The following is a 21,440-nucleotide window of genomic DNA, read 5'->3' as shown; positions in this document are numbered from 1 at the left end:
AAGAGAACCCGCGCCATGCGCCTGTTCGTCGGACTGGGAAATCCCGGCGCGAAGTATCAGGGCAACCGGCACAATATCGGGTTCATGGTCGTCGACGAGATCGCGCGGCGTCACGGATTTGGTCCGTGGCGCCGTCGCTTTCAGGGCGAGACCTCCGAAGGCCATCTCGGCTCCGGGCGCGTCATTCTGCTGAAGCCCACGACTTACATGAACGAGTCGGGCAACGCGGTCGGCGAAGCAACGAAGTTCTTCAAGATGGGCGTCGGCGACATCACGGTGTTTCACGACGAGATCGAACTGCCGCCCGCGAAGCTGCGGGTCAAGATCGGCGGCGGTATTGCGGGGCATAACGGGTTGCGCTCGATCTCAGCGCATGTCGGCAACGATTATCGTCGCGTGCGGCTCGGCGTCGGGCATCCCGGCGTCAAGGATTTGGTGCATCAGCACGTTTTGTCCGATTTCGCCAAAAGCGAAATGCCTTGGGTCAGCGCGCTGTGCGAAGCGGTCGCCGACAACGCGGCGTTTATCGTCACCGGGCAGGACGCGTCGTTTGCAAACAAGGTGCATCTTGCGATGGATGCAAAAGGTTTCACATCGAAGGACGACGGCAGCGCAAAGTAATTCGCGCATCGTCCGGAAAATTCAGGGCAGGTTATGGGTTTCAAATGCGGCATCGTCGGACTGCCCAATGTCGGCAAGTCCACACTGTTCAACGCGCTGACGGAAACGGCGGCGGCGCAGGCGGCGAACTATCCGTTCTGTACCATTGAGCCGAATGTCGGCGCTGTCGCGGTGCCGGACCCGCGGCTCGATCAGCTGTCGGCGATCGCGAAATCGCAGCAGATCATTCCGACGCAACTGACCTTCGTGGACATCGCGGGTCTGGTGCGCGGCGCGTCGAAAGGCGAGGGCCTCGGCAACCAGTTTCTCGCGACCATCCGCGAGGTCGATGCGGTGGCGCATGTGGTGCGCTGCTTCGAGGATTCCGACATTACGCATGTCGAGGGCAAGATCGCGCCGCTGGCCGACATCGAGACCATCGAAACCGAACTGATGCTGGCTGATCTCGACAGCCTCGAGAAGCGCGTCGACAACCTTTCCAAGAAGGCCAAGGGCAACGACAAGGACGCCAAGGAGCAGCTCGAACTGGTCGAGCGCTCGCTGAAGCTGCTGCGCGACGGCAAGCCGGCGCGGTTTCTCGAGCGCAAGCCCGAGGAGGAGCGCGCGTTCCGGATGCTCGGGCTGCTGACCTCGAAGCCTGTTCTCTACGTCTGCAACGTCGAGGAAGGCGCAGCCGCCACCGGCAATGCGTTCTCGCAGGCTGTGTTCGAGCACGCGAAAAAGGAAGGCGCCGTCGCGGTTGCGATTTCCGCCAAGATCGAATCCGAGATCGCGACGCTGTCACGCGAGGAGCGCGTCGACTTCCTTGACACTCTGGGACTGGAAGAGGCCGGCCTCGATCGGCTGATCCGCGCCGGTTACGAGCTGCTGCATCTCATTACGTATTTCACGGTCGGCCCCAAGGAAGCCCGCGCCTGGACCATTACCAAGGGCACCAAGGCGCCTGCGGCAGCGGGCGTGATCCATACCGACTTCGAGAAGGGCTTTATCCGCGCCGAAACCATCGCCTATGCGGATTACATCGCGAACGGCGGTGAGTCCGGCGCGCGTGACACCGGCAAGCTGCGGCTGGAAGGCAAGGAATATGTCGTCGCCGATGGCGACGTGATGCACTTCCGGTTCAATACGTAAGCGTATTCTCTCGCAGTTATTAACGTGTGTCATTGCCGGGCTTAGGCCCGGCAATCCATCTTTCCGAGACCTATTTTTAGATGGATGCGCGGGTCAAGCCCGCGCATGACGATCCCATAGAGGGCGGCTCACGCGCCCGTCTCTCTACTTTCGTTCAAAGCTGTCGTTCGCGCTCGCGGCCTTGATCGCGGATCGCGCCGAGATGCTCGTTGATCCGGAAGATGATCAGGATCAGTTCCGCGCTGATGCGCGAGAAAATAATTCCCACGACGATTCCCGCCAATGCCGACAGGAGCTGGATGAAGCCGCCGAACGGGCTGACCGCCATCAGCGTCAGCGCGGAGAAGACGCCTGCAATGCCGAACAGGATAATCAGCGCGATCACCAGCCAGTAGAATGCCTTGATGATGGTGGGCGATATGAACCTGTCCCACTGGAAGAGATCCTGGAATTGAAACATGGGCTTTTCTCCAGATGAGCCGCGAGGTGGAGGGCGGCAAGCGAACGATCGCATGAGCGACCGGCGCGCCGCCGGGACAATGACGAATCAGCGATGGGCTGAATCGCCCGGATGCCGCCGGTTGTCGCATATCGCCTGAAAAGGCGAAAGACGACGCGAAACGGATGGCTTGAGGTGTCTCGAAATAACGGCCAAACTGCGTCTAATTCTGACGCGTTTTCTTCACGCGAACCGGTATCCACTTCGCTGGAAAACGCTCGGCCCACAACGCGATCGAGATGATGAAACTCACATTCGAAGACTTCAAGCCCGGCCATTTCGGCACATTCGGACCGCACCACGTCTCCCGGGACGATATTATTTCATTCGCCTCCGAGTTCGATCCCCAGCCCATGCACCTCGACGAGGAGGCTGCGAATCGATCCATGCTCAAGGGCTTATCGGGATCGGGCTGGCATATGTGCGCGCTCCTGATGCGAATCTGCTGGGACGGCTTCATTCACAACATCGCATCCGCCGGTGCGCCGGGGGTCGATGAAGTGCGGTGGGTTTCGCCGCTGCGGCCCGGCGACGATCTCACGGTGCTGGTCGATGTGGTCAGCACCCGCGAATCCAGAAGCCGTCCGGACGTCGGCTTCGTTCATATCAAGAACGATATGCGCAACGCGTCGGGACAGACGCTGATGCTTGCAACGCTTCCCCTGATGGTGATGCGGCGCGCCGCGGCCGGCGCGAGCTAAGGACCGACATGCCCTATTTCGAAGACATCACCATCGGCGATCACCGCGAAACGGGATCGTTCACGTTCACTGCGGAGAATATCAAGGCGTTCGCCGCGAAGTTCGATCCGCAACCTTTTCACCTCGACGAGGAAGCGGGGCGCAAGTCGGTGTTCGGCGGTCTCGCTGCGTCGGGCTGGCATGTCGCCGCGGCCAACATGAAACTGCTGGTGGCGAACTTCAAGCGCGAGGCCGAGGAAGCCATAGCGCGCGGCGAGAAGCCGGTCGTGTCCGGACCGTCGCCGGGTTTCCGCGAGTTGAAATGGCTCAGGCCGGTTCTCGCGGGCGATACGGTGACCTATGCGTCGGAAGTCATTGCCAAGCGGACGCTGGACTCGCGGCCTGAGTGGGGGCTCGCCAGTTTCATGAACACCGGCACCAATCAGCGCGGCGAACTTGCGTTCTCGTTTATTGCGCAGGGCTTCATTCTGCGGCGGCCGGTCAAGGCAGGCTAAAGCGTGACTCAAAAAAACGCCGCCACTCCCGAGGGAGAGGCGGCGTTAGTCCAGGGAGGTTGCCCAAGGGCGATCACGCCCCAGAGAATAAATTCGTTCAGTCCTGGCGCGGTTCGGGAGCCGAGCGTTTCCACTGCGCCAGATTGTCCGCGATCATCCGCGTCGATTTCATCGCGGTCTGGCCGAGCTGAGCGTAGCCAGCAAGCTCGCGCTGGATGCGCTGACCTTCATTGTGCATCAGTGTGCGAAGACCTTCGAGCTCCGCGATCAGCGTCTCGATCTCGCTGAGCGATGCACCGGCGACGCGATGGATCAGCGTGTTGACGTTGCTGACGGCCGCATCGGCGGAGGCATCCGCAGGTGCATCAGCGCCCGGCGCGGCCGGCGTCCTGCGAAGATAGGCGACGTCCTTGCGGACGAAGTCGCGAATTCCTGCCTCGACTTCGGAAACGGCTGCGAGGTTCTTGTCTTCATCCATCAGTTCGGTTTTCTCTGCTTGCGCATTCATCGGCTGTTCCTTGTTTCGCTGGTTGGAGCGAGCGCGGATGTCCCCCGCACGACGAGTTAGCGGTACATCAGTCCAGCCGATCGTGACCACAACGCGGCAAATATGGGGCGAAGGTCAATTCATACCGTGGACAAAACGAGAATGCCCGGGATGGTAGCTGTCCGGTTAAGCGGAACTTACCATTGGCGCTTGAAGCCGGCCGTCAGGCTGCCGTTGGCGGCACCGTCCGGGGTCTCGCTGATGGAGCCGGTCACGGTGACACCACCGAACAGTTTTTGCTCCGCGCCGAACGTGCGCAGCCACTTGTTGTCGGTCGTGGAGTGGGTTTGACCAGCGATGAAACTCGTGCCGGTTTCGGCGATTCCGAGCTTTGCGGATTGTCCGGTTTCAAAAATACGCGATGACGCGCCGAGGCCGAACACAGGCACCAAGGTTTGTTGCGTGACATTGTATCCGTTTTGCAGCGTGAGCGAATACTGATCGCCGCCGAACGGGATCTTCTTGCTCAGCGACGTTCCAAATTTGCTTTGGTCGGCTGCCGGATCGGTACGCGCCTCGATGGCGGTCTTGTCCCAGATCGAGCCGACGCCGGGCGCGGTCATCGCCGCCCACGCGCTGCCGGTCGACTGTGACAGTTGATTGTCGTGCGCGAGCTTTTGCGCCAGAACTTCCGACGAGGTCATCGGTGTCCGGGTCGTGACGTTGAGATCTGCGCCGACGCGCGTATCCCAGAACGGCGTGAGCGGTTGTTTGATCGCCACGGCGGACGATCCGTCCGGTTTGTCGGAGCGGCTCCATGACCATGCGTCGCCGCCGGGCACCGCGGCCGCTTTCTGTCCGATCGCCGCGGGCGTCTCATAGGGCGACGTGGGATCGGTATTGAGTACGCTCCAGTCGACAGTCGCCGGATCGATGTCATCCGGCGCGGCCGTTTCGGCAGCCTCCACAGGCGTCTCGTTTGTTGTCTGCGAAAAAATGTCGTCCACGGTCTGCGCGAAAACGGCCGTCGCAACGCACAGGTTGCCCGCGATCGCGAGTGCGATCCATGTCCAGGCGCGTGATGAGGCGGATTGCGGGTGTCTCGGGGGCATTGCATGTCGTCCGCGGCGTTCGTCAATCGATCCTGGCTGATCTGGAACGACGCAGGTTAATATCACCTTTCGGCATGGCCCGCGCGCGTTCGTGCACGCCGGCGAGATCAGACCATGTCTCAATGACGTTTGTCGCAATTGTGTCTGCGCGGGTTCAATCCGCCGTGATCGCGCGATTGATTGTGACGCAAACAAAAATGCCCCACGGGGGAGTGGGGCATTTGAAACGATTGAAGCTTCGCGGCAGCGACGCGACGTCAGGCAATCTGGGGCAGATGAATCTGACGGCCCAGCGTCTGCTCGACCAGGTCGAACGTGTCGACCAGCGCGCGCAAGCTGGTGAGGCGGCCGCCCCTGAACTGCGCGAAATGTGCCACCCTGACGCTGATCGGATTGCCCGACCTCGTGGGCGTCAGCGAGTATCGCATCAGGGACGCGGCGGTGTCGTCGCCGAGCATGATCGACTCGCGGTCGAAGCGATGAAGCTGCACGAGATCTGACATCTGGCGCACGACATCGATCACGGCTCTCTTGCCGCGCCGGGCGCCGAAGAAGGCAAACATGTCGATAGGGCCGTAGATCGCCCAGTCGACGTTATCGTCGAGAACGGAATCAAGTTGGTCGAACTGGCGTTCGTTCAGTGCGCGATGAAACGCGCGTGAAAAACGCCAGAGGCTGTGCTCTGTCATTTTATTTGGTCCTGAAATGTCATTACTGAACAGCAAACGGTCCAGAGGGCGTCTTCAATGACGCCGTGCCGGTGTGCTGGAATTCCCACTGTTGGGGCTGGAGTATAGGATTTCTTGCGAAGGACAAGTTCAGATATTGCAATGCACAAATGTGGAAAATGCGGCTTTGTCGCCTAAAATGCTCGCATTAGGCCGGTCAGCACAAACGATTGCAGCGTTTTGAAGGGATTTGGCCCTCAGGTGTCGCGGTCCATGCGGATGCGCGACTTTGAAGCGAGGATGCCAGCGCAGATGGCCCCGCCGAGTCCTCCGAGGACGCTGCCAGCGGGAGCGAACGTAAAGAAGACCAGCATCGCGCTTTGTCCTTCAAAGTCGCTGGTCGGGACGATGTTGACCCATGCGATTCCGGCGAGAACGCCTACCGCCGCGCCGAGAATGAGACCTGCGATGGTCCCGAAAGCGGCGAGAATGACTGACTTCATGAAACCCCCCGTGGCCGGGATCGAGCCCCCGGCCAGATGTTGTCGCCGGCGTCGGCAAGCAGGTTCATTCTCGAAGGGGAGGCAAATCGGGCCGGCGGGTCAGGGCGGCTTGAACGCTGCGCCGTCCCGCGTCATCTTCGCGCTTTATAAGATCACTAAGAAATTTTCAGGACGCGTTCATGACATTTCCCTTTTTGAGCCGGCTGCGCGCGGTACTCCCGTGCATCCTATTGCTGCTGCTGGCTTCCGGTGCTGCCGCATCCGGTGCGAAAGACACGGACTGCGGGCCGTCGTTCTCGATGTCGGGGCCGGACGCAGAAGCCTACGGCGCTGGTCAGAACTATCCGCTCGGCACCATCGCGGATCGCACCCGTCAGGACCGCATGGTCGCGACCTTCAGCAATTTCGACAAGCTGTTGCCGGCCCATGTCGTCTTGCAGCCGGACACGCCGTTGCCGCTGGCGCGCAACTGCGACCGGATGGTCTGGCACTACGACTTCAACGGCGAGCGCAGCACGGTCGATCGCTATCTGGCGCGGCATCCGGCGACGGGACTTGTGGTCGTGAAGGATTCGACGATCCTGTTCGAGCGCTATCAATACGGCCGCCGCGACACCGATCGTCTCGTTTCGCAATCGATGGCGAAAACCATGGTGGCGATGCTGGTCGGGATTGCCGTGAACGACGGCAAGATTCGCTCCATCGATGACATGGCGCAGGACTATGTATCCGAACTGAAGGGAAGTGCCTATGGCCAGACGTCGCTCCGCGCGCTGCTGACCATGAGTTCGGGCGTGGCGTTTTCCGAAGCCTATGATGGCCACGACGATTTTGGAAAGTTCAGCCGCGACCTGCGTCGCTCCGATCTGCCGAACGCCGGGACGATCCTCGCGCGCTACAACAACCGCACGGCGCAGCCGCTGACCCGGTTCGCCTATGCCAGCACCGAGACAGAGGTTCTGGGTCTTGTGCTAATGGCCGCAACCGGAAAGCGCCTCGCAGACTATCTATCGGAGAAAATCTGGAAGCCGATGGGCGCAGAAGACGAAGCCAGCTGGACCGTCGATGGTCACAATCAGGAGCAGGCCTGGTGCTGTCTGGCCGCGCGGCTGCGCGACTATGCCCGCTTCGGTCTCTTGCTCGCCAGGGACGGCGGCGGAATCATCCCGCAAGCGTGGGTGATGGAAGCGACCACCGCGCCTGCGGATTCATTTCGCGCGCCACGTGTGGCGACGCCGAACCTTGGTTACGGCTATCAAACATGGATCGTGCCGGGGAAACGGCGGATCTTTGCGGCGCTCGGCGCGAACGGTCAGGCGATCTTCGTCGATCCCGCCTCAAAGCTGGTGATGGTGCATACCGCCGTGCGGCTGAAACCGAACAAGGATCCGGCGGCGCGTGAGATGTTCGCGCTATGGTTCGGGCTGGTGCAGGAACTCGGCGTTTCGGCGGCGCGCTGAGATCCGGCAGGGCTTCTGCCCAGCTATCGCATTGCGTATCTCACGCGTGCGGCGAATTCATCGGTCAGGTCGTGGCCGAGCAACTGCTGTACCAGATCGAAGGAATCGAACAGTGAGTGGTGCTCCACGATGCGTCCGTCCCGCAGCGTAAAGAAATCCCCGGTATTCAGCCTGATGACGCGCTGATCGCCGCGTTTTTTCAGCGTCGCCTGCACGAAGGCTGCGGCCTTCGTTTCATCCGCGACGATAAAATCAATCGTATGGCGTCTGTCGGAGTAGTGCTCCTGCTGAATCCAGATCGACTCGGCGATCCATTCCTTGCCCTTCTTGAGGCCAAGATGCGGAAAGATTTCGACAGGTGCGTAGGTGAGCGAGGTAAATGCGTCGCCGCAGCATTCTGCCATGCGTGCGGCGTCACCGGCGTAAAAAGATTCGATAAAAGTCCGCACACAGTGTTCGGACCGGTCGTTATTCATTGCAGTGTCTCCCCAAGCTGGCGGTTCCGTAAGTGGGAACCGCGCGGGGAGCAAGCTGCCTTTGCCGCAAGGTTTAACGAAGTCTCTCCAATCTATTTGCGATTTTTCAGGGCGCGATGCGTGGGGCAATCACTGGTAATTCACGCTCCATTGGGAGACCTGCGGGCGTACCCGGCGCAGTACGAGATTTTTCGAGGCGATCGACTGGTCCCCTGTCACCGACGCGAAGCGCGGCGGCAACGGATTGGCGATGCCCGGCTCGAATTTGATTTTCAGCGTGCAATCCCCGGGCAGATCCACGAATGGGCCCTTGAGCCCCGACGCGACGCCGCCATTGATCCCGCCAAATCCCGTCACGCTGAAGCCGGTGCCGTTGGCTTTTTCCAGATCCTTCAGCGTAAGCCCGTTGCGTACTCCGCCCGGGCCCGTCCAAGTCGACGGGGCCTCGATGGAAATGGACGCCGGTTTGCTGCGGGTCTTGTCGTCTTTCCAGAAGACGACCACACGTTTGGTCGGATCCTCGTCGAAAATCACACTGGCCTTGGTCAGGACGTTGCTTGAAAGTTCGACGTCCTTGAAAGCGACGTGCTTCGCGCCGAACTCCGTTACGAGCTTCGCGTGGGTGGTGTCCTTGGCGAACGCGCCTTCGCAGGCGAGGGATGGAGCTTTCGGCGCATCCTTCAGAGTGTTGAGCGGCGTATCCTGCGCCAGCGGCTCGGATGGTTTGGCGGGCTTCTCGGCTTTTCTGGCCAAGGCTTTTTCTCTGGCCAAGGCTTTTTCTGCAATCAAGACATCGGATGCGCAGAAGGCGACGAGCAGAACCAGCAGCGTACCGAGACTTGCCATACGCAAATGCATTTTCTTGGTTCCGTCCTGGATCCTTGGTGCCGTAGTCATAAAAGAAATCACGGCATACGCCAAGGCGGCAGAAGGATTCGCCTGACCAGCCGGACAATCGGCTTATTCGCCGCAGCATAAACAAGGAACGGCCGATCCCGGATCGCGTTGTCATATTGATCCAGCAGGAGAGCCGACATGAACAAGACCGTTCCGCGCGTTCCGGAAGACAATCGCAGCGACAAGGGGCCGAGCAGCGCCGCGCAGGCTCCGGTCGATACCACCAAAGGGCATCGCGACGACGAAAAGAGGAATATCGACGAGCAAGGCGATCACGCCAACGTCAAGCAGAACACATCCAACCGACGGTCCGGGTAATTTTTGCGATCTGAGGAGCCCGGTCGTCTCAGAAAATCTTTGCGCCGGGCGCGACGATGTCGCTGCCTTTATCATCCTTGCGCGGCGACAGCAGGATGATCTTGCCGTCGGCGGCGGGCGCGCCGAGGATCAGCACCTCGGACATGAAGCCTGCGATGTTGCGCGGCGGAAAATTGCAGACGCAGACCACGAGCGTGCCGACCAGTTGCCCGGCGGTGTAGTTGGTGATCTGCGCGCTCGACCACTTCTCGCCAAGCTCTCCAAGATCGACGCGCACTTTCCACGACGGATTGCGCGCCTTGGGAAACGGCTGCACGTCAAGAACGCGTCCGACGCGAAGTTCGACCTTGGCGAAGTCGTCGTAGGTGATGGGAGCGGAGGTCACATTCATCGGTCGCGTTCGAACTGCCGGGTGTGATGCGTCTACATCTTCAGCGTAGCGGAAGGAACATCATGGCTTCGCTACAATATATTGTTGTCTAGATGAGAGAATCCACGTGGGCAAGGTGTCCGCAAACTCATCAACGTTCGGGATAGACAGAATTGCTTCCGGTGCTAATATATTTTTGCTCCCGACGGGACGATGGACTGCTGTCCTTAACGCAGCGACAGCATGATCACTTTAATCCGTCCAGTCCGGCGCACCGAGGTTTCTCGGAGAAGCCCGCGATGACGCGGCGCAAATTTGAAGGCGTAAGCCAACAACGTGGCGACGAAAACGTCGGCGGCGTGATTTGTGATGTCCGCTCGGCGCGCCTTCAGCGACAGATCGTCTGAGAGATCCGCTGTATCACAAGCGCGCGCGATCAGGCCTTGGCTTTGCCGGTCGCTTTTTTAGCGGTCTTCCTGGAGGCTTTCTTCGCGCTCTTTTTTGCCTGCCTGGCGGTTGCATCCGCCTTCTTCGCGGCGGCGGTTTCAACCGCCTGCCGGATGGACCGCGCATAGCTGTAAGCAGCGTTGTCGGCGGACATCTGAAGCCGCTTCACGGTGGCCGTGCCGATTTCAAGAATGTCTTTCGCAAGCTGCCGGTAATGTAGCTTGCTCCCAGCGTCCTTGGCCTTGGCTGCAAGGGCGATAGTGCGGTCTCGCCGTTTTTTCACGGCAGCCGTCAGGGCCTTGTTCTGTTGCTTTGCAAGCTGACGGATGAGCGCATCGAGATCGGCGTCGGCCATTTAATCAATCCCCAGGTGACATACAGACATCTGGGAATGACCTAGCAGGCGCATAGGGGGCTTTGCAAACACGTGCCTACCGCTTCTTCCATCCGCCGCGCTTGCCCGGCGTGCCGCCCGTGGAGCGCGGAGAGGGGCCGCTAGAGCGGCCTGAAAACTCCGGCCCGGACTGACGCGAGTTGGTTGGCTGGAAAACCTTGCTCTCGGTGCCGGGTCCCATCTCGTCCAGTGTCGGCTTGCGGGGCCGCGCAACACTTTTCCGGTCCGGCTTCACTTCATGCCATGAGGCGATGCCCATCTCGTCAAGGTCCGGCTTGTGGACGCGGGATTTGTTGCGCGCCGCCTTGTCCAGTTGCGCCGGCAAGTTCGCCGCGTCGCCGTACTTTTTCTTGCCGGCATAGGCGCCGGCCTTTGCCGCGACACCACGCTGCTTGATGGTGGGGTCGTCCACCACGGCGAGTTCTGTCGCGCGCAGTCGCTTCACTTCATCGCGTAGCCGTGCGGCTTCCTCGAAGTTCAGATCGGCGGCCGCTTCCCGCATCCGCGTTTCGAGATCGGCAAGCACCGCCTCGAAATTGTGGCCGATGCTCATGACGTCGTCCGCGATACCGCCGCCGCCGATGTCCACCAGCACATGGTCGCGCTCATAGACGCTGCCGAGAATGTCGCCGATGTCGCGTTTGATGCTTTCAGGCGTGATGCCGTGCAGTGTGTTGTATTCGACCTGCTTCTCGCGGCGGCGATCGGTTTCGGCGATGGCGCGCTCCATCGATCCGGTAATCTGGTCGGCGTAGAGAATGACCTTGCCGTCAACGTTGCGCGCGGCGCGGCCGATGGTCTGGATCAATGATGTCTCGCTGCGCAGAAAGCCTTCCTTGTCGGCGTCGAGAATGGCGACCAGCGCGCATTCCGGAATGTCGAGGCCTTCGCGCAACAGGTTGATGCCGACCAGCGCGTCGAACGCGCCAAGCCGCAAGTCGCGGATAATTTCGATGCGCTCGATAGTGTCGATATCGCTGTGCATATAGCGCACGCGAATGCCCTGTTCGTGCAGGTATTCGGTGAGATCTTCCGCCATGCGCTTGGTGAGCACGGTGATGAGCGAGCGATAGCCCGCCTGCGCCGTGGCGCGCACTTCGCCGACGAGGTCGTCGACCTGCGTGCGGGCGGGGCGGATGTTCACCGGCGGATCGATCAGGCCGGTCGGACGAATGACCTGCTCGACAAACACGCCACCGCTTTCGTTCAATTCCCAGCTTCCCGGCGTCGCCGACACCGCGACTGATTGCGGGCGCATCATGTCCCACTCTTCAAACCGCAGCGGGCGGTTGTCCATGCAGGAGGGCAGGCGGAAGCCGTATTCGGCCAGCGTCGCCTTGCGGCGGAAGTCGCCTTTGAACATGCCGCCGATCTGCGGCACCGTGACGTGGCTCTCGTCCGCGAACACCAGCGCGTTGTCGGGCACATATTCGAACAGCGTCGGCGGCGGCTCGCCCGGCTTGCGGCCGGTGAGATAGCGCGAATAGTTCTCGATGCCTGCGCAGCTTCCGGTCGCTTCCATCATTTCGAGATCGAAGGTGGTGCGCTGCTCGAGCCGCTGCGCTTCGAGCAGACGGCCTTGATCGTGCAACTGCTCCAGCCGCCATTTCAACTCGGCCTTGATGCTCTTCATGGCCTGAATCAGCGTCGGGCGGGGCGTCACATAATGGGAGTTGGCGTAGACCTTGATGAATTCCAGTTCGTCCTGCTTGTGGCCGGTGAGCGGATCGAACTCCTCGATGGTCTCGATGGTGTCGCCGAACATGTTCACGCGCCAAGCGCGGTCTTCATAGTGCGCCGGGAAGATGTCGATGGTGTCGCCGCGCACGCGGAAGGTGCCGCGCGTGAAGTCAGCCTGGGTGCGCTTGTATTGCAGCGCCACCAGATCGGCGATGAGCTGGCGCTGGTCGATGCGCTCGCCATTTTTCATCGCGAAGGTCATCGCGGTGTAGGTTTCCACCGAGCCGATACCGTAGATGCACGACACAGACGCCACGATGATGACGTCGTCGCGCTCCAGCAGCGCGCGCGTCGCGGAATGGCGCATCCGGTCGATCTGCTCGTTGATCGAGGAATCCTTCTCGATGTAGGTGTCGGTGCGCGGCACATACGCTTCGGGCTGGTAGTAATCGTAATACGAAACGAAATACTCCACCGCGTTGTCGGGGAAGAAGTTCTTGAACTCGCCGTAAAGCTGCGCGGCGAGCGTCTTGTTCGGCGCGAGAATAATCGCGGGCCGTTGCGTGGCCTCGATCACCTGCGCCATGGTGTAGGTCTTGCCGGAGCCGGTGACGCCGAGCAGCACCTGCGTGCGGTCGTTGCGCTTGATGCCCTCGACCAGTTCCTTGATCGCGGTCGGCTGGTCGCCCTTCGGCTCATACTCGGATTTGATCTCGAAACGCACGCCGCCTTCGGACTTCTCCGGACGGGGCGGGCGATGCGGCGCCCAGATTTTGACTTCGCCATTCTCGCCGCGGAATTCCGGGCGGCCGTCGCGCACCAAAGCTTCCAGCGCATCGGCGGTGGCCTGCACGCCCAGCGCTTCCATCTTGTTGCGCGGCGGACGGGCCATCGCGGCTGCGTCTTCTTCCTCGGTGGTGTAACCGAGTTGCTTCGCCAGTTCGGGATCGAGCGTCGGGATCGGCGCGCTGGTGCCGTAATTGGCCTGTGGCGCTTCCTCAAACCCCTGCCTTGGACCGGTGTCGTCGCCGACGGTCTTTGGCGTCGAGGCGCGGGCGCGGTGGATCGCGGCTTCGCCGCCGGAGCGCCGATCCTTGGAATTGTCCGGCGGCGGCTGCAAGCCGGTACCCGATCCCATTCCGCTCTCGCCGCGATTGATCGCCGGGTTCAGCAATTCCGCCAGCGCAGGCCCGATCGGCTGCACATCGGGACGATGTGCTTTCGATTTTGGGGTTTTGGAGGACTTCTTCGGGGAATCGGGTTTCTTCGCCATGGGCGGAATATGGGATGCGAAGCGGGACCAGAAAAGGGCAATTCCTTCGTCGGCCTCGATGAAGTTTGCGATGAAATTGACGCGGTTGCCCTGATAGGCTGGAACTAGCGCGTGGCACGTGCCGAGGACCACGCGACAGTCCGGGAGCTTCTTATGCCATCGTCGCGCATCGCCAGCCTGCTGGCCGCCACCCTGTTGGCCATCGCGCCCCTTTCATCCGCTTTCGCCCAGTCCAAAGACGCCGAGCCCGCCAGCCGCGCGGTCAACGACACTTTCCTCAAGGCGCTGCCCTTCAGCGACCGCGCCGATTTCGAGGATGCCAAGCGCGGCTTCATCGCGACGCTGCCGGACGGCATCATTCCCGGCCCCGGCGACAGGCCGGCCTTCAACACCAAGCAATACGATTTCCTGAAGAACGATCAGGTCCCGCCGACGGTCAATCCCAGCCTGTGGCGGCTGGCCCAGCTCAATGCCATCAACGGCCTCTTCAAGGTCACCGAGCGCGTCTATCAGGTGCGCGGTCTCGACATCGCCAATCTCACCATCATCGAGGGCGACAGCGGCCTGATCCTGATCGACCCGCTGCTGTCTAATGAGACCGCGAAGGCCGCGCTCGATCTCTACCTGAAGAACCGCCCGGCCAGGCCCGTCGCTGCCGTGATCTACACCCACAGCCACGCCGATCATTTCGGTGGGGCGAAAGGCGTCATCAGCGAGGACGATGCGAAGTCCGGCAAGGTCAAGGTGATCGCGCCGGACAAGTTCATGGAGCATGCAGTCGCGGAGAATGTCATCGCCGGCAACGCGATGGCGCGTCGCGCGCAGTATCAGTTCGGCAGCGCGCTGCCGGTTGGCGACAAGGCGCAGATTGATACCGGTCTGGGCAAAGCGCTTGCCAGGGGCACCATTTCGCTGATTCCACCGAACGACCTCATCAGGCAATCCTATGAGACGCGCACGATCGACGGCGTCGAGATCGAATTTCATCTGGTGCCGGGCTCCGAAGCGCCGTCCGAGATGATCATGTATTTCCCGCAGTTCAAGCTGTTGAACATGGCGGAAGACGCCACCCACAACATGCACAATCTCTACACCATCCGCGGCGCGGAGATTCGCGATGGCCGGTTGTGGTCGCGCTACATCAGCGAGGCAATCGAACGCTACGGCGACAAGACTGACATCGTGATTGCGCAGCACCACTGGCCGATGTGGGGCAACGAGCGCATCGTGGCGTTCCTGAAGAAACAGCGCGATCTCTACAAATTCATCCACGATCAGACCGTGCGGCTGCTCAATCACGGTCTGACATCGACGGAGATCGCGGAGCGGCTGAAGCTGCCGCCGTCGCTGGCGAACGACTGGGCGTCGCGTGGCTATTACGGCACGCTGAGCCACAACGCCAAGGCGGTCTATCAATTCTATCTCGGCTGGTACAATGCCAATCCCGCCGATCTCAATCCGCTGCCCCGCGCGGAGGAGGCGAAGAAGCAGGTCGAGTACATGGGCGGCGCGGAGGCCACGATCAAGCGTGCGCGCGACGACTTCAAGGCGGGACAATATCGCTGGGTCGCCAGCGTGATGAGCAAGGTGGTGTTCGCCGATCCTGCCAACAAGGAGGCGCGCGATCTCGGCGCCGATGCGCTCGAGCAACTCGGCTACCAGAGCGAGGCGGCGACCTGGCGCAACGCCTATCTGTTCGGCGCGCTGGAACTGCGCAACGGCGTCGGCCAGCAGGCGCCGTCAACGGCCAATGCCGATCTGCTGAAGGGCGTGTCGATCGATCTCGCCTTCGATGTCCTCGGCGTGCGGCTCAACGCCGCGAAAGCCGAAGGCAAGACCATCGTCATCAATTGGATCTTCACCGACCTCAACGAAACCTATGTGATGAACCTTGAGAACTCCGCGCTGACGCACACGTCCGGCAAGCTCTCGGACAAGGCCGACGCCAGCGTCACGCTGACCCGCGCCGCGCTCGACGCCATCACGCTCAAGCAACGGACGTTTCTCGGTAGCGTGCTGACCGGCGATGTGTCGGTCGGCGGCAATCCGCTGAAGCTGCGCGAACTGTTCGGGATGCTCGATGAATTCTCGCCGGGGTTTGAGATCGTGGAGCCGAAAAAGGCGGCGGTGGAATAGGACGTCACGCCTCAGCGGCGCCACCTGCGGTCCTGGCGCGCGTTCGCTCGAGGAAAAAAAGGAAGGGGACACATGTCCCCTTCCGGAAAAAGATCAGTTCGTGCAGACCTTGATGGTCTTCATGCCCGCCTCTGCCTCGGTGCGGGTCGTGAACACCTTGCTATCGCCAACGACGACCGTCGTTGTCGTTGTCGGCTTCTTGTCCACAATGGTGCACTTCTTTGTGGACGTGTCCTGAACGACATAGAATTCCGCCGCCTGCGCGTAGGTTGCGCTGGCCAGCATCGCTACAGCACCAAACAAAACAACAAATTTCCTCATGATGGTTCCTCCGGTTGGTATGTGTCCCCGGCATTGAACCTTCGAGAAAGCCAGTTGTTCCTGTTTGAAGGGAGAGATGGGCTTCCCGGAACCGCGCTATCGTTCGGGCTTTCCGGCCAGATGCGGGCGGATCATCCCGGCCATTTTCGCGGCGTCGGTGCCCGGCGGAAAGAAGCCGAGATATTTTCCGTCACGGTCGATCAGATAGATGAACGCCGAATGGTCGACGGTGTAGTCGTCCGGCTTCGGTCCCGTTGAGACGCGCTTGTAATAGACCCGGTAGGCGTCGGCGGCCTGTGACACGTCCTTGATGCTGCCGGTCAGTCCGATCAGCCGCGGATGAAACAGCGTCACGTATTGCGCGAGATGTTCGACGGTGTCGCGCTCGGGGTCGAGCGTGACGAACAGCGGCTGGACGCTTGCGGCGTCCGCGCCGAGCTGATCCATGGCGAGCGCGATGGCTTGCAGATCTGTCGGGCAGATGTCGGGACAATAGGTGAAGCCGAAGTAGACCAGCATGAGCTGGCCCCGGAAGTCGGCGTCGGTGCGGACCTTTCCGGTTTGATCCTTGAGCGCAAACGCGCCGCCGACTGGCTCGCGATTCCACATCACCGCGTCCATCAGTTCGGCTGCGGAGCGGGATGAACTTTGCGCCGACGCGGGCGCGGCAATCCAGAAGCCGAACAGCAGCGCGGCGATCACCGCCGCGCCGCGTTTCGCGATTAACCTCGCAAGGAGACCACTCGTGCTCACGCGCTGAAGAGCAGGCGGCTGCCGGTCGAGACGTTGATCACGTTGTCCGGCATCTGTGCGCGCGCTTCGAGCAGGAAGTTCAGTCCGCTGCAATGCATCGGAATGACGACATCGGGCTGGAGCGCCTTGATCTCGCCGACGATCTGCTTGAGATAGTCAGCTGGCGCCGGTCCGAGATGGAATCCGCCGACCACGGCGTGAACCTTCTGGACGCCAGAGATTTCCTGCGCCTGCCGCACCGAATTTACGATGCCGACATGGCCGCAGGAGGAAATCACCACAAGGCCCTTGCCACGGATGTTGAAGCATGTCGCGTGCTCGTGGACATGCTCGTCCGGAACGAAATTGCCTTGCAGTTCGGCGGCGGTGTAGTGGCCGTAGTCGCAGCCCGCGCTTTCCGGCTTGTAGTCGACGAACGTGTTCGGCAGGATTTTTTCGACGCTGTTGCGCTTGATCTTGCCAGTGGTGAAGGCGTGGCCTTCGATCACCGTGGGCGTCTCGCACAGGATTGTCTGCACCTTCTGCGCCGTGATCTGCTTGCGATCGAGCACGCCGCCTTCGCCGAACTGGCCAGTGGAAGCGCGGCTGACGCGATGGCAGAAATTATCCTCGCCGCCGGCATAAAGCTTCACGTCGGGCGGAAGCACGCTGCGATATTTTTCGAGAAAGCCGATCAGGCCGCCGTAGTGATCGATATGGCCGTGGCTGACGATCAGCGCGTTGATCTTCGCCGGATCGACCTTGAGCAGGCCGATATTGTTGATGATGGCGGGCGAGGTGTAGCCGAAGTCTAGCAGGATGTTGCGGATATCTTGTTCACGCTGCGATTCCAGAAACAGCGACAGGCCCCATTCGTTGTGAAGGACGTTGCGCGCGTCGGCGCTGCGCCCGCCGCCCGGTCCTTCGTGAACGACACCGTTCACGGTGCTGCCTTTCAGGAACTGGTCGTGCTGCTGATCGACCAGCACGCGGATCGACAGCTTGTCGATGGTCGGCACCTGGATCGGCGCAGCATTGGCGACTCCCATGCAGGAGAAACCGCCGGTCGCGGCCAGCCCCATCGCCGTCGAAAGCTTTAGAAAATCACGCCGTGCGAATTGTTGTGTCATTGTCGACCTTTCCTGACCCCAAAATTTTCTGACTAAAGTTCGGATTTGCCGGAACTCTATCTGCGGGACGCGAGAGGGACTGTTCTTAGTTTTGATCGGAGCGACGAAAATCTTCCACGATCACAAGCTTAGAACGAATGAAATATATTTGATATGTGCCGGGCGGCATTGACTTCGCAGGCGCGAAGCGCAAGTTTCATGCAATCGCATTGACTTTGCGGCACCTGCCCGATGTTTCCAATCCAAGGATAACGAGATGATCGATCTCTATTACTGGCCAACGCCGAACGGTCACAAGATCACGATGTTCCTCGAAGAAACCGGCGTTCCCTACACGATTCACCCGGTCAACATCGGCACGGGCGATCAGTTCAAGCCGGAGTTTCTGGCGTTTTCGCCGAACAACCGCATGCCGGCGATGATCGATCCGGCCCCTGCGGACGGCGGCAAACCTGTGGCGATCTTCGAATCTGGTGCGATTCTGATCTATCTCGCGGAGAAGACCGGCCAGTTTCTTCCCGCGGACCTGCGCAAGCGTTTTGACGTGATCCAGTGGCTGATGTGGCAGATGGGCGGCCTCGGCCCGATGGCCGGACAGAACCATCATTTCAGCAACTATGCGCCGGAGAAAATTCCCTACGCGATCGATCGCTATGTCAACGAGACCAACCGGCTCTACGGCGTGCTCAACAAGCGCCTCGCGGATCGTGACTATGTCGCGGGCGAGTATTCCATCGCCGACATGGCGGCCTATCCGTGGATCGTGCCGTATGAGCGGCAGGGCCAGAAGCTGGAGGACTTTCCGCATCTCAAGCGCTGGTTCGAGGCCATTCGCGCCCGGCCCGCGACGGTGCGCGCCTATGAACAGGGACCGAAGGTCAACCCCAGCATCGGCAAGACGTTTACCGACGAACAGAAGAAGGTGCTGTTCGGACAGACCGCTTCCGTCGTGAAAGGTTGAGACGATGACCGCGGCGCGAAAGCTTTTCGAACTGTGCGGCACCGATCCGGAGCGGGTGTTCAGTCCCTATTGCTGGCGCATCCGCATGGCGCTGGCGCACAAGGATCTGAACGCGGAAACGATTCCGTGGCGCTTCACCGAGAAGGATGCGATCGCGCCGCACCGGTCGGACAAGGTGCCGGTGTTTCTCGACGGCGATACATCCGTCGCGGATTCCTGGGCCATCGCGAACTATCTCGAAGACACCTATCCCGACCGGCCATCGCTGTTTGGCGGCGCGGGTGGCCGCGCCATGGGCCAGATGCTGAACTGGTGGGGCGATATTGCCGTGGTCGGCGGCATTTTCCCGATGATCGCTGCCGACATTCATGACCATCTGCGGCCGGCCGATCAGGTCTATTTCCGCAAGACCCGCGAAGCGCGTCTCGGCAAGACGCTGGAGCAGGCGGCGGCCGCCCGGGATATGGCCGTCGAGGAATTCCGCAAAAGCCTCATGCCGATGCGCCTCACGCTGAAGACGCAGGCCTATCTCGGCGGTGACGCGCCGAACTACGCCGATTACATCGTGTTCGGCCCGTTTCAATGGGCGCGCGCGACCAGCGCGTTCAAGCTCCTGAAGGAAGACGATCCGATCTATGCATGGCGCGAACGGCTGCTCGACGCGTTCGGCGGCATGGCGCGGAATTCGCCGGGTTATACGGTGTAAAATTAAATGTCATTCCGGACGGTCCGCGAAGCGGGCTGATCCGGAATTCAGAACGACATAAAAGATAGATTCCGGGTTCGCTCGTTTCACTCGTGCCCCGGAATGACGGGTAGAGATTCCTGTATTTCCGCCGCCGCGCGCAGGCAGGTCCGGCACAGGCAGTCTTCGCCTTCGGCAGGCATCGGCAGCTTGGCGGTTTCGTCCATGCACCAGCAATGCCCGGAGAGGTCGCAGGTGAACGCGGTTCCGCAGCGCGGGCAATTCAACGCCCGCTGCGCTGCAGCCTTTCCTGTCGGCTTTGTCACGATGCCATTCACGATTTTGTCGAATCCTTCATGTGACGTTCAGGCCGGAAGCGATCATAGTCTTGACCACCGGCGCAGTATTGGCCTTTGCGTCGGCGAGTACAACCGCGAGATTTCCGCATGGCGCGCGACCCGCAAGGCGCTCTCATCGCACTGAACCGGTTTGGCCTTGGCGCGCGCGGGGGCGCGGCCAGTGATTTCACCAGCGCGGCATCCGATCCTCGCGGCTTCGTGAAGGCGGAGTTGGGCCGGCCCAACGCGGCGCTGCTCGATTCCCCGGGTTTGCAAGGGACCCCGGAGCTGGCGCAGGCGGTGTTTGACTATCAGAAAGACGTGAAGCAGCAGCGCGAGGCCGCGGCGAAAACGGCGCAGGCGAAAATGCCGGGCGACGGCGCGATGGAGGCGCAGGCCACGGCGAAAACAGATCCGGCGGCCAGCACGATGATGTCGCCCGATGCGATGCAGCCGAATGCAGCAAAGCCCAAGGAGCCGCCGAAGCCGCTCAACATCATTCAGAAAACCTTCCGCGCCGAGGCGCTGGCACGGATTCAGCGGGCCACCATGACCGAGAGCGGATTCGTCGAGCGCCTCGTGGCGTTCTGGTCGAACCATTTCTGCATTTCCGCGAACAAGGGCGAACTGGCGCGGATATGGGCCGGCGCGTTCGAGCGCGAAGCGATCCGCCCGCACGTGCTGGGACGGTTCGGCGATATGCTGCGCGCTGTCGAGCAGCATCCGGCGATGATCTTCTTTCTCGACAACCAGCAGTCGATCGGACCGGACTCGCGCGCAGGGAAAAATCGCAAGAAGGGCCTGAACGAAAATCTTGCGCGCGAGATCATGGAGCTGCATACGCTCGGCGTGAACGGCGGCTATACCCAGGCCGACGTCACCTCGCTGGCGCGGATCATCACCGGCTGGACCTTCGCGGGCAGGGAGGGAAAGATCGGAGCGCCCGGCACATTCATCTTCAACGCCAACGCACATGAGCCGGGGCCGCAAAAGCTGCTCGGCAAGGTCTATGACGACACCGGCGTCGGGCAGGGCGAGGCCGCGCTGGCCGACATCGCGCGGCATCCGGCGACCGCGAAATTCATCGCGACGAAATTTGCGCGGCATTTTGTTGATGACGACCCGAAGCCCGCGCTGGTGGCGATACTCGAACGCACGTTCCGTAAGACCGATGGCGACCTGCGCGCGATGACACTGGCGCTGGTCGATGCCGACGAGGCGTGGCAGGCGCCGATGACCAAGATCCGGATGCCGTATGAGTATCTGGTCGCTGCCGGTCGGATGATGGGGCGCATTCCTGAAGACCCGCAGCGCTATCTCGGCGGGCTGAACGTGCTGGGCCAGCCGCTGTGGACGCCCGCCGGTCCGAACGGATTTGCCGATACCAATGCGGCATGGGCCGCGCCGGAAGGGCTCAAGCTGAGACTCGACATCGCGTCGCAGATTTCGTCGCGCATCGCTGATACTGTCGATCCGCGGGCGTTGCTCGATGTCGTGGCGGGCGAGGCGGCCTCGACCGAAACACGGCAGACCATCGAGCGCGCGGAATCGAAGCAGCAGGCGTTCGCGCTGTTGCTGATGTCGCCGGAATTCCAGAGGAGATGAG

General features: G+C 61.2%; 24 protein-coding genes. 10 read left to right on the top strand and 14 right to left on the bottom strand.

What is annotated here, in order from left to right; translation table 11 throughout:
* Positions 1-15: 15 nt before the first annotated feature.
* A complete protein-coding gene (gene pth, locus AC07UB_RS17835; RefSeq protein WP_492790787.1) occupies positions 16-621 on the top strand; it encodes an aminoacyl-tRNA hydrolase in 606 nt (201 codons plus the stop codon).
* 33 nt (positions 622-654) lie between these two features.
* On the top strand, positions 655-1,752 hold the full coding sequence (gene ychF / locus AC07UB_RS17830; RefSeq protein ID WP_492790786.1) for a redox-regulated ATPase YchF: 1,098 nt from the start codon (positions 655-657) through the stop codon (positions 1,750-1,752).
* A gap of 154 nt (positions 1,753-1,906) precedes the next feature.
* Here the strand turns inward: ychF and AC07UB_RS17825 are convergent, their stop codons facing one another.
* Positions 1,907-2,212, bottom strand: a complete 306-nt coding sequence (locus AC07UB_RS17825; protein ID WP_492790785.1) for a DUF4282 domain-containing protein — start codon at positions 2,210-2,212, stop codon at positions 1,907-1,909.
* Positions 2,213-2,493: 281 nt separating this feature from the next.
* On the opposite strand from AC07UB_RS17825, the gene AC07UB_RS17820 reads away from it, so the two are divergent.
* A complete protein-coding gene (locus tag AC07UB_RS17820) occupies positions 2,494-2,952 on the top strand; it encodes a MaoC family dehydratase (protein ID WP_494654759.1) in 459 nt (152 codons plus the stop codon).
* Between the two features lie 8 nt (positions 2,953-2,960).
* Entirely contained in the window at positions 2,961-3,446 is a 486-nt protein-coding gene (locus tag AC07UB_RS17815) for a MaoC family dehydratase (RefSeq protein ID WP_494654271.1), read from the top strand.
* A gap of 97 nt (positions 3,447-3,543) precedes the next feature.
* Here AC07UB_RS17815 and AC07UB_RS17810 read toward each other — a convergent pair whose 3' ends face one another.
* The 4 genes from AC07UB_RS17810 to AC07UB_RS17795 form a co-directional block, all read right to left on the bottom strand.
* Positions 3,544-3,954: a hypothetical protein gene (locus AC07UB_RS17810; protein ID WP_492790782.1), complete on the bottom strand. Its 411-nt coding sequence runs from the start codon at positions 3,952-3,954 to the stop codon at positions 3,544-3,546.
* A 176-nt stretch (positions 3,955-4,130) separates the two neighbouring features.
* Complete coding sequence (locus tag AC07UB_RS17805) at positions 4,131-5,045, bottom strand: hypothetical protein (protein WP_494654273.1); 915 nt, start codon at positions 5,043-5,045, stop codon at positions 4,131-4,133.
* A 257-nt stretch (positions 5,046-5,302) separates the two neighbouring features.
* Positions 5,303-5,734, bottom strand: coding sequence for a nuclear transport factor 2 family protein (locus tag AC07UB_RS17800; protein ID WP_492790780.1), 432 nt, complete (start codon positions 5,732-5,734; stop codon positions 5,303-5,305).
* 236 nt (positions 5,735-5,970) lie between these two features.
* Complete coding sequence (locus AC07UB_RS17795) at positions 5,971-6,216, bottom strand: hypothetical protein (RefSeq protein WP_492790779.1); 246 nt, start codon at positions 6,214-6,216, stop codon at positions 5,971-5,973.
* A gap of 179 nt (positions 6,217-6,395) precedes the next feature.
* Here AC07UB_RS17795 and AC07UB_RS17790 point away from each other — a divergent pair, with 179 nt between their 5' ends.
* Positions 6,396-7,676, top strand: a complete 1,281-nt coding sequence (locus tag AC07UB_RS17790) for a serine hydrolase domain-containing protein (RefSeq protein ID WP_494654276.1) — start codon at positions 6,396-6,398, stop codon at positions 7,674-7,676.
* 23 nt (positions 7,677-7,699) lie between these two features.
* Here AC07UB_RS17790 and AC07UB_RS17785 read toward each other — a convergent pair whose 3' ends face one another.
* On the bottom strand, positions 7,700-8,152 hold the full coding sequence (locus AC07UB_RS17785) for a nuclear transport factor 2 family protein (protein WP_492790777.1): 453 nt from the start codon (positions 8,150-8,152) through the stop codon (positions 7,700-7,702).
* Between the two features lie 129 nt (positions 8,153-8,281).
* Positions 8,282-9,073: a hypothetical protein gene (locus tag AC07UB_RS17780; RefSeq protein WP_492790776.1), complete on the bottom strand. Its 792-nt coding sequence runs from the start codon at positions 9,071-9,073 to the stop codon at positions 8,282-8,284.
* Positions 9,074-9,187: 114 nt separating this feature from the next.
* On the opposite strand from AC07UB_RS17780, the gene AC07UB_RS17775 reads away from it, so the two are divergent.
* Positions 9,188-9,367, top strand: a complete 180-nt coding sequence (locus AC07UB_RS17775; protein ID WP_492790775.1) for a hypothetical protein — start codon at positions 9,188-9,190, stop codon at positions 9,365-9,367.
* A gap of 28 nt (positions 9,368-9,395) precedes the next feature.
* Here AC07UB_RS17775 and AC07UB_RS17770 read toward each other — a convergent pair whose 3' ends face one another.
* The 3 genes from AC07UB_RS17770 to uvrB form a co-directional block, all read right to left on the bottom strand.
* On the bottom strand, positions 9,396-9,758 hold the full coding sequence (locus AC07UB_RS17770) for a tRNA-binding protein (protein WP_492790774.1): 363 nt from the start codon (positions 9,756-9,758) through the stop codon (positions 9,396-9,398).
* A gap of 415 nt (positions 9,759-10,173) precedes the next feature.
* Positions 10,174-10,539, bottom strand: coding sequence for a hypothetical protein (locus AC07UB_RS17765; RefSeq protein ID WP_492790773.1), 366 nt, complete (start codon positions 10,537-10,539; stop codon positions 10,174-10,176).
* A gap of 76 nt (positions 10,540-10,615) precedes the next feature.
* Positions 10,616-13,531, bottom strand: a complete 2,916-nt coding sequence (gene uvrB, locus AC07UB_RS17760; RefSeq protein ID WP_494654761.1) for an excinuclease ABC subunit UvrB — start codon at positions 13,529-13,531, stop codon at positions 10,616-10,618.
* Positions 13,532-13,684: 153 nt separating this feature from the next.
* On the opposite strand from uvrB, the gene AC07UB_RS17755 reads away from it, so the two are divergent.
* Positions 13,685-15,667: an alkyl/aryl-sulfatase gene (locus tag AC07UB_RS17755; RefSeq protein ID WP_492790772.1), complete on the top strand. Its 1,983-nt coding sequence runs from the start codon at positions 13,685-13,687 to the stop codon at positions 15,665-15,667.
* A 93-nt stretch (positions 15,668-15,760) separates the two neighbouring features.
* On the opposite strand, the gene AC07UB_RS17750 is transcribed toward AC07UB_RS17755, so the two are convergent.
* From AC07UB_RS17750 to AC07UB_RS17740, 3 genes are all read right to left on the bottom strand, one after another.
* Positions 15,761-15,988 carry a hypothetical protein gene (locus tag AC07UB_RS17750; RefSeq protein WP_492790771.1) on the bottom strand — a complete coding sequence of 76 codons (228 nt, stop codon included), beginning with the start codon at positions 15,986-15,988 and terminating at the stop codon, positions 15,761-15,763.
* A gap of 96 nt (positions 15,989-16,084) precedes the next feature.
* Positions 16,085-16,687 (bottom strand): SCO family protein, encoded by a 603-nt coding sequence (locus AC07UB_RS17745; protein ID WP_492792690.1) that lies wholly within the window; start codon positions 16,685-16,687, stop codon positions 16,085-16,087.
* Positions 16,688-16,737: 50 nt separating this feature from the next.
* A complete protein-coding gene (locus tag AC07UB_RS17740; protein WP_492790770.1) occupies positions 16,738-17,850 on the bottom strand; it encodes an MBL fold metallo-hydrolase in 1,113 nt (370 codons plus the stop codon).
* Positions 17,851-18,106: 256 nt separating this feature from the next.
* On the opposite strand from AC07UB_RS17740, the gene AC07UB_RS17735 reads away from it, so the two are divergent.
* Positions 18,107-18,811 carry a glutathione binding-like protein gene (locus AC07UB_RS17735; RefSeq protein ID WP_492790769.1) on the top strand — a complete coding sequence of 235 codons (705 nt, stop codon included), beginning with the start codon at positions 18,107-18,109 and terminating at the stop codon, positions 18,809-18,811.
* A 4-nt stretch (positions 18,812-18,815) separates the two neighbouring features.
* Positions 18,816-19,517, top strand: coding sequence for a glutathione S-transferase family protein (locus tag AC07UB_RS17730; protein ID WP_494654280.1), 702 nt, complete (start codon positions 18,816-18,818; stop codon positions 19,515-19,517).
* Positions 19,518-19,603: 86 nt separating this feature from the next.
* On the opposite strand, the gene AC07UB_RS17725 is transcribed toward AC07UB_RS17730, so the two are convergent.
* A complete protein-coding gene (locus AC07UB_RS17725; RefSeq protein ID WP_492790767.1) occupies positions 19,604-19,834 on the bottom strand; it encodes a cysteine-rich CWC family protein in 231 nt (76 codons plus the stop codon).
* Between the two features lie 108 nt (positions 19,835-19,942).
* Here AC07UB_RS17725 and AC07UB_RS17720 point away from each other — a divergent pair, with 108 nt between their 5' ends.
* Positions 19,943-21,439, top strand: a complete 1,497-nt coding sequence (locus tag AC07UB_RS17720) for a DUF1800 domain-containing protein (RefSeq protein ID WP_492790766.1) — start codon at positions 19,943-19,945, stop codon at positions 21,437-21,439.
* Position 21,440: the final 1 nt, after the last annotated feature.

It is taken from the genome of Afipia sp. GW821-FHT04G03, from assembly GCF_059419985.1.
Note: the sequence above shows the minus strand (reverse complement) of the source record. Positions and strands in the feature narration are given on the sequence as shown.

Bases quoted from the DNA above. Each gene is read 5' to 3' on its own strand.
- uvrB (WP_494654761.1), bottom strand. From the start codon at position 13,531: ATGGCGAAGAAACCCGATTCCCCGAAGAAGTCCTCCAAAACCCCAAAA.
- AC07UB_RS17810 (WP_492790782.1), bottom strand. From the start codon at position 3,954: ATGAATGCGCAAGCAGAGAAAACCGAACTGATGGATGAAGACAAGAAC.
- AC07UB_RS17805 (WP_494654273.1), bottom strand. From the start codon at position 5,045: ATGCCCCCGAGACACCCGCAATCCGCCTCATCACGCGCCTGGACATGG.
- AC07UB_RS17820 (WP_494654759.1), top strand. From the start codon at position 2,494: ATGAAACTCACATTCGAAGACTTCAAGCCCGGCCATTTCGGCACATTC.
- AC07UB_RS17730 (WP_494654280.1), top strand. From the start codon at position 18,816: ATGACCGCGGCGCGAAAGCTTTTCGAACTGTGCGGCACCGATCCGGAG.
- AC07UB_RS17785 (WP_492790777.1), bottom strand. From the start codon at position 8,152: ATGAATAACGACCGGTCCGAACACTGTGTGCGGACTTTTATCGAATCT.
- AC07UB_RS17740 (WP_492790770.1), bottom strand. From the start codon at position 17,850: ATGACACAACAATTCGCACGGCGTGATTTTCTAAAGCTTTCGACGGCG.
- AC07UB_RS17770 (WP_492790774.1), bottom strand. From the start codon at position 9,758: ATGAATGTGACCTCCGCTCCCATCACCTACGACGACTTCGCCAAGGTC.
- AC07UB_RS17735 (WP_492790769.1), top strand. From the start codon at position 18,107: ATGATCGATCTCTATTACTGGCCAACGCCGAACGGTCACAAGATCACG.
- pth (WP_492790787.1), top strand. From the start codon at position 16: ATGCGCCTGTTCGTCGGACTGGGAAATCCCGGCGCGAAGTATCAGGGC.
- AC07UB_RS17815 (WP_494654271.1), top strand. From the start codon at position 2,961: ATGCCCTATTTCGAAGACATCACCATCGGCGATCACCGCGAAACGGGA.
- AC07UB_RS17750 (WP_492790771.1), bottom strand. From the start codon at position 15,988: ATGAGGAAATTTGTTGTTTTGTTTGGTGCTGTAGCGATGCTGGCCAGC.
- ychF (WP_492790786.1), top strand. From the start codon at position 655: ATGGGTTTCAAATGCGGCATCGTCGGACTGCCCAATGTCGGCAAGTCC.
- AC07UB_RS17720 (WP_492790766.1), top strand. From the start codon at position 19,943: ATGGCGCGCGACCCGCAAGGCGCTCTCATCGCACTGAACCGGTTTGGC.
- AC07UB_RS17800 (WP_492790780.1), bottom strand. From the start codon at position 5,734: ATGACAGAGCACAGCCTCTGGCGTTTTTCACGCGCGTTTCATCGCGCA.
- AC07UB_RS17825 (WP_492790785.1), bottom strand. From the start codon at position 2,212: ATGTTTCAATTCCAGGATCTCTTCCAGTGGGACAGGTTCATATCGCCC.
- AC07UB_RS17765 (WP_492790773.1), bottom strand. From the start codon at position 10,539: ATGGCCGACGCCGATCTCGATGCGCTCATCCGTCAGCTTGCAAAGCAA.
- AC07UB_RS17790 (WP_494654276.1), top strand. From the start codon at position 6,396: ATGACATTTCCCTTTTTGAGCCGGCTGCGCGCGGTACTCCCGTGCATC.
- AC07UB_RS17775 (WP_492790775.1), top strand. From the start codon at position 9,188: ATGAACAAGACCGTTCCGCGCGTTCCGGAAGACAATCGCAGCGACAAG.
- AC07UB_RS17755 (WP_492790772.1), top strand. From the start codon at position 13,685: ATGCCATCGTCGCGCATCGCCAGCCTGCTGGCCGCCACCCTGTTGGCC.
- AC07UB_RS17795 (WP_492790779.1), bottom strand. From the start codon at position 6,216: ATGAAGTCAGTCATTCTCGCCGCTTTCGGGACCATCGCAGGTCTCATT.